The following is a 10,234-nucleotide window of genomic DNA, read 5'->3' as shown; positions in this document are numbered from 1 at the left end:
GAGCTATTATAGTCCAATTTATGTACGGCTGCGGCGACTTATCACCTGGTGCGTTAACCGGCGCAAGCTGACGCTGGTCGCGACAGGCGCTGTATTTGTCATCAGCCTCTTGTTGTTCCCACTAGTGCCACAGCAGTTCTTCCCGGCATCTTCGCGACAGGAAGTTCTGGTGGATATGGAACTGGCCGCAGGGGCATCCTATGCGGCGACGCGCGCTCGGGCGGCGCAAATCGAGCAGCTCATCATGGATGACGAAAGGACCGATTATGTGCTGACTTATGTCGGCGGCGGTGGGCCTCGCTTCACCCTGTCCCTTAATCCCGAGCTTCCAAATCTGGCCTATGCCAACTTCATCGTGCACCCAAAGGACCCGCGTGACAGCGCAGCCATGACGACCGATTTCCAGGCAAAGCTGGCGGAAGCGCTCCCGGACGTTCGCGCCCGCGTGTCGCGGTTGGAAAATGGACCGTCGGTAGGGTATCCTGTGCAGTTCAGAGTGATGGGGGCGGATCCGGCGCAGGTTAAGCGGATTGCTGCCGAGGTGCGCGATGTAACGCGCCTTGATGAACGCGTGCGGGATACCAATTTTGAGTGGGGTGATATGGCGATGGCTGCGCGCCTGGATATCGACCAAGACCGTGCCCGGGCACTGGGCCTGACGCCTGCAGAAATTGCGTCCTCGTTGCAGACGCTCGTTGATGGTTATCGGGTAACACAAGTGCGCGATGGGACCGAAACCATCGATGTGATCGCGCGCGCAGTAAGCGAAGAACGCACTGCCGCTGAGAGTTTGAAAGACCTCACCATTCGTACTGCCAATGGCCAGTCGGTACCCTTGGCACAATTAGCGAAAATTGTGCCGGTGGTCGAAGATGGGTTGATCCGGCGTCGCAATCGCGATGTGACATTGAACGTGCGCGCTGATGTCATCGCCGGTGTGCAGGCTCCTGATGTTTCGAACGCAATCAACCCAAAGCTTGATGCGATCCGCGAGGGGCTGCCTTCGGGTTACCGCATTGAAATGGCGGGGGCTGTGGAAGAATCCGCAAAAGGAGGAGCTTCCATTGCCGCATTGCTACCGGCCATGCTGGGCCTTTGGCTGCTGTTCTTGATGGTCCAGCTGCAAAGCATGAGCCGCAGCATACTGGTTTTGCTTACCGCACCGCTGGGTCTGATCGGGGTAACGCTGACCTTGCTGATTACCCAGACACCATTCGGCTTTGTCGCCCAGCTTGGCGTCATCGCACTTGCGGGGATGATCATGCGCAATTCGGTGATCCTCGTCGACCAGATAGACCAAGACATTGCCAGCGGCAGTGAGCCACTGACGGCTGTCATCGAAGCCACCATCCGCCGCGCGCGGCCAGTGGTCCTGACCGCACTGGCCGCCATTCTTGCCTTGGTTCCGCTGACGCAATCAGCGTTTTGGGCACCGATGGCGGTTGCGATCATGGGCGGGCTGGCATTCGCGACGGTCCTGACCCTGTTTTTCCTCCCGGCACTCTATGCGGCATGGTTCCGGGTCGGCCCTGCCACCACTAGTGGGGATTACGGGTCGCCCTCGCCCGATGCGGGAAGTGTTACGGTATGACCAAGAGAACCGCAATCAAAGGCGCAATCGTGACGGCGACGACTACAGCTTTGCTCGCCGGGTGCACTACGATTGGTCCTACCACCGAGCTGGAAACACCATCGGGCACTCAATTTCGCAATGCTGACGGCTTGACACAGCGGATGGATGTGCCCGCACTCGGCGATGCAGCACAATGGTGGCAAGCAACGAATGACCCCGAACTTGCCCGCCTTGTTGAGCACGCCCTGACCGTCAATCTTGATATTGTCGCGGCGAAAAGCCGCTTTGATGAGGCCAATGCCTTCGTAAAGCGCGTTCGCGCCGAAAGGTTTCCGGCTGGAGACACCGGTGCTTCCGCCGCACGGCAACGCCAATCGCTGGAAGGCGTGCCAGGGGCCTTTATCGGCGATGTTCCGGGTTTCGAGCGGGATCTCACGATTTACGATGTCAGCACCCAAGCTAATTGGGAAATCGATTTGTTCGGTCGCTTGGGCGCAGCAACACGGGCCGCCCGCGCCAACCGGGCAGAAACCAGCGCTTTGCTCGACGGCGTGCGAATCAGTATCGCTGCCGAGACTGCCGATGCCTACGTCACGTGGGCCGCTGCCAACGAACAAATTGCCATCATCATGCGCCAGTGCGCGATCGCGGAGCAACTCGTTGAAACCGTCAGGCGGCGGCTCGCAGCTGGCACAGCTGCACGCACCGAACTCGACCAGATTGAGGGCGAACTCGCAAGGCTTGATGCGCTGTTGCCGCAGGTGCAAATGGCCGCTGAGGCCCAGCGCAATCGGCTGGTCGTTTTGACCGCAGGCGCTGAATTGAAGAGCGCACCGGTGGCGGTTCCGACGATACCGCGGTTGTCATCGCTGGCCAGCCCGGCAGTTGTGTTGCGTGCCCGCCCCGATGTCCGGGCCGCCGAGGCGCGTGTTGCGGCCTCGGACGCGCGGATCGCATCAGCCTTGATGGAATATTATCCGTCACTGTCGCTTGCCGGACTGATCGGGTTTCAATCGATTGATTCCGGACAGCTATTCAGCTCCTCCGCGTTCAACGCACAGGGTTTGATCGGCTTGCGCTGGCGCTTGTTCGATTTTGCCAAAATCGATGCCGAGGTTAAAGCAGCGCGTGCGCGCAGTGATGGGGTACTGGCCGGTTATCAGTCGGCATTGCTGCTGGCGACAGAGGATGTGGAGAACTGTCTTTTTGCGGCCATTGCCCGCGAAACACAGGTTCGCGAGGCGGAGCGCGCTCGGGGCTCAATCGAGCGGGCTACGCGCGATGCGCGCCGGACCTTTGAAGCGGGATTAATCGGTCTGCCGGCAAAGTTACAAGCCGAACAACGATTGCTTGATGTCGAACAGCAATCTCTTGATGCGCGTATCGCCCAAGCGCGTTCACACATTGCCCTATTTAGGGCAACCGCTAGCGGTTCGGATTATCAGCCCCCGGCACCGTGAAGGACTGTGAGCACAAGTGACCACAAGCGAAGGCTAGGGGCTATGGTGCGCATTGCTGTTGGGGGACGGAGAAATCCTCACCCGTATAACGCGACATTCCGCGACCAAATGAAGCCCAAGCCGGGTGAGCCAGTGCACGCCATCTTGAGATCAGCGGTAAGCGCCGACGGAACCCGGCCTTGCTGGGTGGGGTGATTTGTCCGAACGGCAGGGTCGAAGGAGGCCTTGCGAGTGGATAGTGATCAGTCAAACGAGCCTCGTATGAGTGCGCGCAGCGATGGCGGAGCGGTTGTACGGGTTGAGCGGCGAAGGCGCTGGAGCGACGAAGAGAAGCTCGCGATCCTGAAGGAAACGACGCAGCCTGGCGCGATCGTGGCATTGGTTGCCCGGCGATACGGGATTGGAACGGGCCAGCTGTATACCTGGCGCAAGCAGCTGCTGCGCGGCGCCATGGCCGGGTTCGTGCCGGTGGAGGTGATGAGCGCAGAACCGACGCAGGAAGCAGCGGTGACTGGGCGGCGCTGAAGTTGGCGCTTGAAGTTATCGGCGAGCTCGGCCTTTGAGCCTGACGCTGCCACCATCGGCGAAGATCTATCTGTCGCTGGCACCGTGCGACATGCGCAAGGGCTTTGACGGGCTATCGGCCCAGGTCCGCAATATCCTGCAGCTCGATCCGTTCAGTGGTGCTGTGTTCCTGTTCCGGGGCAAAAGGGGCGACAGGCTGAAGGCGCTGGTCTGGGATGGATCGGGACTTTGCCTGTACGCAAAGCGGCTCGAGTGGGGCAAGTTCGTATGGCCCCGGACACAGGACGGGGTGGCGGTCCGACTGTCGTTTGCACAAGTGGCGATGCTGATCGGAGGGCTCGACTGGCGGCAGGCGATCGTGCACGAAAGGGTGCTGGTACCGACGCTCGCCTGATCAGAAAACGCCCGGAAAACAGGCGTTTTTTGTAGGATCAAAGTGGCTGTTACGCTATAGTTGCGGGCATGCGGTTCGACCTTGATCGCCTCCCTTCAGACCCTGTTCTCCTGCAGAAAATGGTGCGGGAGATGGCCGAGGCCGTTGAACTGGAGCGCGATGCGCTCAGGCTTGCAAACGACACCGTCAAGACACAGAGCCTGACCATCGAAAAGCTCGAGCACCGGCTCGCGCACCTTTTGCGGGTGCAGTTTGGCCGCAGCTCGGAGCAGATGGATATCGCCCAGCTGCGCCTGATGTTCGAGGAAGTCGATACTCCAGTGCCTGCCGATGACGACGATGCGGCGGAAACGTCGAAGAGCATCCGCGAGGCCGGATCACACCAGCCCATCCCGGCCCATATCCCCAGGCAGACGACAGAGCATCGTCCCGGCCCCTGTGCCTGCGGCGGCACCGATACCGTGATCGGCGAGGATGTGACGGAAGTGCTGGATTATGTGCCTGCCCGGTTCCGGGTGCTGCGCCATGTGCGTCCCCGCATTGCATGCAGGCGCTGTGAACAGATCCGGCAGGCACCGGCCATCGATCTTCCGTTGCCCAAGGTCATGGCGAGCAGCGCGCTGCTCGCTCATCTGATCACCAGCCCTGGTATCGTCAGTCGGCGATCCTGCGCCGCCAGGGCGTGGATATCGATCGCGATGTGATGGGGCGCTGGGCGCGCAAGCTGGCCTGGTTGATGGCCCCGCTTGGCGAACGGCTGCTCTCCCATATCTGTGAGGCACCCAAGATCCATGGAGACGAGACGCCAGTCACCTTGCTGAACGGCCAGGACGGCAGCAGGACCGCGTACTTCTGGGTCTACCTGCGCGATGATCGGTCAAGCGGTGATATGAGTCCACCTGCGGTTGCGTTCCGCTTTACCCCGGGCCGAGGCGGAGAGCACCCCGCGGCACACCTTGCCGGGTATCGCGGCTATCTCCAGGCCGACGGCTATAGCGGATATAACCGGCTGTATCGTGATCCGGACCGCTTCGTAACCGAGGTTGGCTGCTGGGCGCATGCCCGGCGCAAGTTTACCGACATCCTGGAAAAGAACCCGTCGCCGGTCGCGGCAGAGGCGGTGGTGCGCATCGGCGAGCTGTTCGCGATCGAACGCGATATCCGCGGCGCACCTCCCGATCAGCGAAGGCGGATCCGTCAGGAACTGGCACGGCCAAAGCTCGACGCGTTGCGACCCTGGCTCGAAGCGCAGAGGCGCAGGCTGTCATCCGACAGCACCCTGGCCAAGGCGTGCCGCTATCCGCTCAACCGATGGGCGGCGATGGTCCGATACTGTGACGACGGCCTGCTCGAGATCAGCAACAATCTCGTGGAAAATGCCCTGCGCGGTGTTGCGCTCGGACGCCGGAACTGGCTGTTCGTCGGCTCACCCAAGGGCGGTGATGCAGCGGCGCTGTTCTACTCTCTGGTCGAAACGTGCCGTCTGAACGGTGTGGAGCCCGAGGCTTGGCTTACCGACGTCATCGCACGTATCGGTGATCACCCGATCAACCGGATCGACGAGCTTCTCCCATGGCAATGGCAGATGGCCCGACAGATCCAGACCCTGGAGCAGGCTGCTTGAGCAACGCGTTCGTCGTTCGGATGAGGATCACGCTGGACGATGTGACCCCGACCGTCACCCGGCTAATCGAAGTGCCGCTAGGCATCCGGCTTGATCGCCTGCACGCGGTCTTCCAGGCGGTGCTTGCCTGGACCGACAGTCATCTGTGGGAACTGACGTTCGGGCGCACAGGCTTTGGCATCCCTGACCCTGGGTATGGCTTTGATGGTCCGCTTGATGCCCGCAAGGCAACGCTGGCCGAGGCGCTCGAAGGTATGCGCGGCAAGACGTTCCGTTACCTTTACGACTTTGGTGACGGATGGGAGCACAGCGTCAAGATCGAAGGCATCGCCCCGGCTGAACCACAGATCAGCTACCCCCGCCTGCTTGAAGCAAAAGGCATGCGTCCGCCTGAAGACTCGGGTGGACCTTGGGGCTACGCCGAAACACTGGAAGCCCTGTCCGACCCCGCCCACGAATATCATGAGCAGGCGCTCGATATCCTCGGCGACGACCATGATCCGCACGCGCAGCCGAATATCGATCTGATCCACGCCCGACTCCAGACCCTCACAAAGAAATGGGCACCGCGGCAACGAAAGGCGAAATAGCCCGCGTCAATGCCACCTTCCGTCGGCGCTTACACATGACCTGGGTAGCGCTTGTTATCTACTACACCACAGCTTCCTCAGCATTCGATAACCGTCCAACCGCGGCCGGTGAGAATCTCGAGCTCTCCAGCGTCAAAGGCATCCTTGCGCATCGCCAGACACAAGAGATGGGTCGGGCGGGTCATCGCAACGTAGTGTAAACGGAGCCGACCAAGCATTCGAGAGCCCTCGTAGAGCACCTTGCCTGGGCGATTCAACCGCGACCCACCTATCTTCGCGCCAAGCAGCCAAGGTTTGAGTTCGCTCAGGTGATGTGCGAAGTAGAAGCTGTCGAGTACCAGTGTCGCGGTGTGGGTCTCGCCCTTGACCGAGTGAATTGATCCCAGTCGAATGCGGACCTGTGGGGCATCCTCGGGGTAAACGAATAGATTGTCTGTATGCGCAATTGGCGCGGCTCCGGCTTGGAGTGCTGCTCGATGCTCCGGCCAAGCGAGAAATGCAGTCGCATCGTCAAGGGCCCCGGCGCCACTCAGCTGCTGGACGATTGCTTCAGCTTGCGGAAGCAGCGCTGCCTGCCAATCCGCTTCAACGATCTCGCCACGGCATTCGAGCACAGCTTCGATCAGGGCGAGATAAGCGGGATGCGCCTGAGTGTCGGCTAGGAGATCGGTGACTCGGCGATGCGGCGACTTGCGCGTTATCCGCCCGTGCGTCCCGCCGACAAGTTCGCTTGCTGCGAGTAGCGCCGAAGCCGTCGCATTGACGAGCTTGTCACTGTTGCCGCTACCGGCCATCTGGAAGCGCGCGCGTGCCAAATATTGCGCGAAACTGGCTGGCGCCGCTTCCTTGCGTGCGCAGGCCGGATCATAATTGGGGGCGTAATGGCCCATAGCGTGCGGCACCCGGCCAGCCTCGTCGAGATCGTGCACGCCCGCCACCGCAGTAAACACGCCGCGTTCGAGCACATGGGCGTCAAACGTCGCGACGAGATGCGCGCCATAATGGGGCAGCACAGACTGCACGCTGGCGTCGTCGAACAGGAACAGCGTGGGCGCGTGGTGGGCGACGCCGTGCTCCGGCGGCGGCCCTGCACCGACCAGCTCCTGGGGCGCAACCCCGAGCCCCTTCACTTCATCTGCGAGCAGCTGCGCGAAACGGTAGCTGCGCGGCATCGCCTGAACCGCAGCGCTGGGGAAGGGATCGGTCGCAGCGCCTTCGGCGCCGACGCGCGCATATATCGCTTGGTTTGAGTCTCCAAAGCGCTGCCGGCGCGATGGCGCGTCACCCGCGGAAAAGATTCGGTGCAGGAGCGCCGACTGCGCCTCGCTATTATCCTGGGCCTCGTCGACGAACAGCAACGGGAAGCGCCGCCGGAGGTCTACGGCGGCCTCGGGCCGCTCGTCGAGCAATTCGTTCGCCCAGACGAACATCTCGTCGAAACAGAAGTATCCCTGTTCGCTGCCCGTACGGCGCGCTTCGAGGAGCGCCTCGTAAGTCGGCGTCTTCGGCCCGAACTTACCGGTACTGCCGCCTGTATAGTCAGGCCGTGTGTAAATCAGACATCCTTCGCTGAGTCGGGCTTTTTGGACTGCCCAGCGTGTCTTTCTGGGCAGGAGTCTCCAGCGCATGGCAAGCGCAATTTGCGTATCGATGCACTGCACTTCGAGACCCTTAGAGCGCAGCCAGGGCAGCGCCAGATACTCGTTCACGAACGCGTGGATCGTGCCAACGAAATGCGGGTAGCGGGTCAACGAGATTCCTGCAGCCGAATTGCCGAGCTTGACACCGATTTCGTTGCGCGCCGCATTGGTATGCGAGAGTACGCAGATTCCTTGCTGCCGGTGCGGCCACCTCGTTGCCAACACGGCGAGCTTCGCAACCAGAAGCGTGGTCTTGCCACTGCCAGGACAGGCCTCGAAATCGATCGTGTCGAGATTGAGCATTGCCCGGAGACGGCTATCGTCATCACCGACCGGCGCGAAGCCGTCCGGCCCAAGTCCCATGAGCTCGGCCGCCCAAGCCACGTCCTGCTCTCGGATAAGATCGTCGAACATCGGCTTCAGGCCGCCGCCGTCCCCGCTGCCGCAGCGCCGTTCGGCTCGGGCGCGGGAAAGGCTGCTGTGACGTGGGCGATCGCTGCGACGACATAGGGCGGCAATAGCTGCCGCAACGCTAGATCGGTGAGGGTTCCGGCTTCCAACTCCTTCTCTAGCAGCTCCGCGAGATACTGGGCGGCGATCGCCTTCGATGCCCTCTCGACCTCGAACAGCGCATAGACGTGCGAGCCAAGCGTCTCCGGGTCATGACCGGCATCAACCAGTTGCTGATAAGCCGCATCGGCCCCTGCGAGCACTTCGGCTTGCGCTGCGCGGTCGGCCGCGAGTGCTTCGTCCTTCAGCGCGAGCGTAGCGGCGCGATAAACTTGTTTGCCAAGCCCGTGAAAGGCAAGGTCATATTCGAGCGTCCATTCGTCGGAAACGAAAGTCTCTACCCGCTGGCCCGAAGCCCTAGCGCTTCGTTCGACACGGCGCTGCGCAAGCTGCCCTACAGGAAAGTCCGCCTTTATCCGCCATTGCCGAAGCGAGGGTGGTCTTGCAGGCACCTGCTCACCGGGTCGGAGCTTTCCGACGATCCATGGAGCGACGTCTGGCATCACGTCCATGTCGGTGACGCAGGCGACGGGGATGCCGATCTCGCCCTCCGTTTCAGGGTCTTGGCGGAGGAAGATCCGCGCATAACGCCCCAACCCGACGCCCCCAACGTTGACGAGCGACACCCCATGTTCATGAAAATCGCGGCCAAGCAGCTTGGCGATGACTGGCATGAGGATAGTCTCGGCATCGCCTTCGACTATCATCACCGCGCGCGCGAAGAACAGGTTTGCCTTGGTCACATCGAGAAAACGCTCGAGAAAGCGATAATCTGTGCCGCTGAGTTGGGTTTTGCCACGACACAAAGGGAAGGCCCGCCCGCCTTCGATCAGCGCCAGATTATTGAGATCCAGGTCAGAGGCCAGATTCGGGCTGTGTGTCGTGACGATGATCTGGATTTTCTGGCCATCAGCGCGAGGCTTGCTTGCCTGTGCCTGCAGGAACGACATGAGCCGAAGCTGACGCTGCGGATGGAGATGCGCCTCGGGCTCCTCGATCAGTAGCAGCGGAAAGCCGTCGCTTTCTGCCGCGAGCAGCAGCAGCTCGCAGGCCATGAAGAGTAAATTGTTCGATCCGAGCCCGCGGCTGTATGCGGTGTCCGCGTCGGCCGATCCTGTCAGGGCCAGCTCAAGCTTTTCTAGAACCTGCCGTAACCTGACATTGTCTTCCTGCGCTTCGGCGACGCCGATGCGTGCCAAAAGCAGATCATCTGCGAACGACAAGGGTGCAAGGTATTCCTCATTGAGTCGCTTGCGCGCCTGCTTGATGCCTTCGTTTTCGCCGAACAGGTAGGTCGCATAGTCGCCGAGCCCGAGGACACTTAGGTCTTTGGCCTCTACCGGAGGATTGGCGTTGCGGTCGAAGCCGACGCCGGTATTCCGGATCTCGGCGGTGTACTGGAGGATCTGCGACAGACGCGATCCCCGCCCGGCCCTCATAGCGCGCTCCGCATCGCGCAACGGACGCAAATACGTCGCGGTCAAAAGCGATCGCGCACCCAAGTCCATAGTGGGACCATCGCCTTTGGCGCCGGTGCGCCACTCGGGCGGAAGCACACGCCGTGAGCTACCTTCTTTTGCATTGCGCTTGGCGATCCAAGTGATGATTAGCACGGTCTCAACCTGCTCGCCGATCATCTCGTAGGTGAGGAACTCGGCAAAGGCGGCCCGGTCGGCGACCGTGAGGCCGCGGAACGTCAGTCCGATGGTAACATGGTCGGCGCGCTCAATACCCGGCGCGCTCTGATGGAAATCAGCGAAATCGACACGCAGCATATCCTGATCTCGCGTACCGAGTACGAGACGGAGCGCGTCTATGATCGCGGTCTTGCCTGCGTCATTCTCGCCAACGAGCGCAGTCAGGCCGGGATTGAGTGGCAGACGGAAAGCGTGCTCGCCCGAACCGAACAGCCTAAAGT

General features: G+C 61.3%; 8 protein-coding genes and 1 pseudogene. 7 read left to right on the top strand and 2 right to left on the bottom strand.

Features of this window, described 5'->3' with window-relative positions; all coding sequences use genetic code 11:
• The 7 genes and pseudogenes from ACT6VE_RS33930 to ACT6VE_RS33900 all read left to right on the top strand — a co-directional run.
• Positions 1–1,591: efflux RND transporter permease subunit (locus ACT6VE_RS33930; protein ID WP_444802557.1), on the top strand; the 1,591-nt coding region annotated here is incomplete at its 5' end.
• Complete coding sequence (locus ACT6VE_RS33925) at positions 1,588–3,033, top strand: efflux transporter outer membrane subunit (protein ID WP_082382524.1); 1,446 nt, start codon at positions 1,588–1,590, stop codon at positions 3,031–3,033. The genes ACT6VE_RS33930 and ACT6VE_RS33925, both read left to right, overlap by 4 nt.
• Positions 3,034–3,294: 261 nt before the next feature.
• Positions 3,295–3,486: pseudogene (locus ACT6VE_RS33920) on the top strand (transposase); the annotation flags it as partial.
• A gap of 106 nt (positions 3,487–3,592) precedes the next feature.
• Positions 3,593–3,952 (top strand): IS66 family insertion sequence element accessory protein TnpB, encoded by a 360-nt coding sequence (tnpB, locus tag ACT6VE_RS33915; protein WP_231684196.1) that lies wholly within the window; start codon positions 3,593–3,595, stop codon positions 3,950–3,952.
• A gap of 68 nt (positions 3,953–4,020) precedes the next feature.
• Positions 4,021–4,656 (top strand): IS66 family transposase zinc-finger binding domain-containing protein, encoded by a 636-nt coding sequence (locus ACT6VE_RS33910; protein ID WP_082382522.1) that lies wholly within the window; start codon positions 4,021–4,023, stop codon positions 4,654–4,656.
• The gene (gene tnpC, locus ACT6VE_RS33905) at positions 4,635–5,576 is read left to right on the top strand and encodes an IS66 family transposase (protein ID WP_231684195.1); all 942 of its coding nucleotides are present in this window, start codon (positions 4,635–4,637) and stop codon (positions 5,574–5,576) included. Before ACT6VE_RS33910 ends, tnpC begins: the two co-directional genes overlap by 22 nt.
• Positions 5,573–6,166, top strand: a complete 594-nt coding sequence (locus ACT6VE_RS33900; protein ID WP_231684194.1) for a plasmid pRiA4b ORF-3 family protein — start codon at positions 5,573–5,575, stop codon at positions 6,164–6,166. The genes tnpC and ACT6VE_RS33900 overlap by 4 nt, the downstream gene beginning before the upstream one ends.
• A 77-nt stretch (positions 6,167–6,243) precedes the next feature.
• Here the strand turns inward: ACT6VE_RS33900 and ACT6VE_RS33895 are convergent, their stop codons facing one another.
• Complete coding sequence (locus ACT6VE_RS33895) at positions 6,244–8,220, bottom strand: UvrD-helicase domain-containing protein (protein WP_054136689.1); 1,977 nt, start codon at positions 8,218–8,220, stop codon at positions 6,244–6,246.
• A 5-nt stretch (positions 8,221–8,225) separates the two neighbouring features.
• Positions 8,226–10,234, bottom strand: a 2,009-nt coding sequence (locus tag ACT6VE_RS33890; protein ID WP_444802556.1) for an ATP-dependent nuclease, incomplete at its 5' end; no start/stop codon positions are given.

Source organism: Shinella sp. (assembly GCF_052438155.1).
GTDB lineage: Bacteria > Pseudomonadota > Alphaproteobacteria > Rhizobiales > Rhizobiaceae > Shinella.
Note: the sequence above shows the minus strand (reverse complement) of the source record. Positions and strands in the feature narration are given on the sequence as shown.

Coding starts and splice junctions, on each gene's coding strand:
- ACT6VE_RS33910 (WP_082382522.1), top strand. CDS start 4,021: ATGCGGTTCGACCTTGATCGCCTCCCTTCAGACCCTGTTCTCCTGCAG.
- ACT6VE_RS33925 (WP_082382524.1), top strand. CDS start 1,588: ATGACCAAGAGAACCGCAATCAAAGGCGCAATCGTGACGGCGACGACT.
- ACT6VE_RS33895 (WP_054136689.1), bottom strand. CDS start 8,220: ATGTTCGACGATCTTATCCGAGAGCAGGACGTGGCTTGGGCGGCCGAG.